We start from the raw sequence: 455 nt of genomic DNA, 5'->3' as shown, positions 1-455 counted from the left end.
CCTTTCCCGGGAGCGATCCCGTTTCGGTGAAGATCACGAAATAGGCTTTCGCGGCTCCGCGCGATGAGCGTCCGAACCCGGACGAACCCGGATGCGGTGGATGAGTTTACGCCTCGTCCACCGGTTGGGTGCATCACACCGCAACTGGAGTGATCGCCTCATGGACTTTGCAACCTGTTCGATCGGAGACCTCGATCGGGCCTCTGGCGGAACGCTGGACGATCTTCCGTTCGGGATCATCGGCTTCGATGCGGACGGGCTGGTAAACTTCTACAGCGCGACCGAATCCCGCCTCGCGGGCCTCTCCCCCGAGAAGGTGGTCGGCAAGCACCTCTTCAGCGTGGTCGCGCCCTGCATGAACAACTTCATGGTCGCCCAGCGCTACGAGGACGAGCCGGAGCTGGACGCGACGATCGACTACGTACTCACGCTGCGGATGCGCCCCACGCCCGTGA

At 63.1% G+C, this 455-nt stretch carries 1 protein-coding gene; it reads left to right on the top strand.

All coding sequences use genetic code 11. The features are described 5' to 3' along the window. Positions 1 to 160: 160 nt before the first annotated feature. Positions 161 to 455: PAS domain-containing protein (locus AC2JF9_RS09155; protein WP_500727145.1), on the top strand; the 295-nt coding region annotated here is incomplete at its 3' end.

The sequence above is a fragment of the Lactobacillus sp. C449L genome (assembly GCF_059900815.1).
The sequence above is the reverse complement of the archived record's forward strand: the minus strand, read 5'-3'. Positions and strand labels throughout refer to the sequence as shown.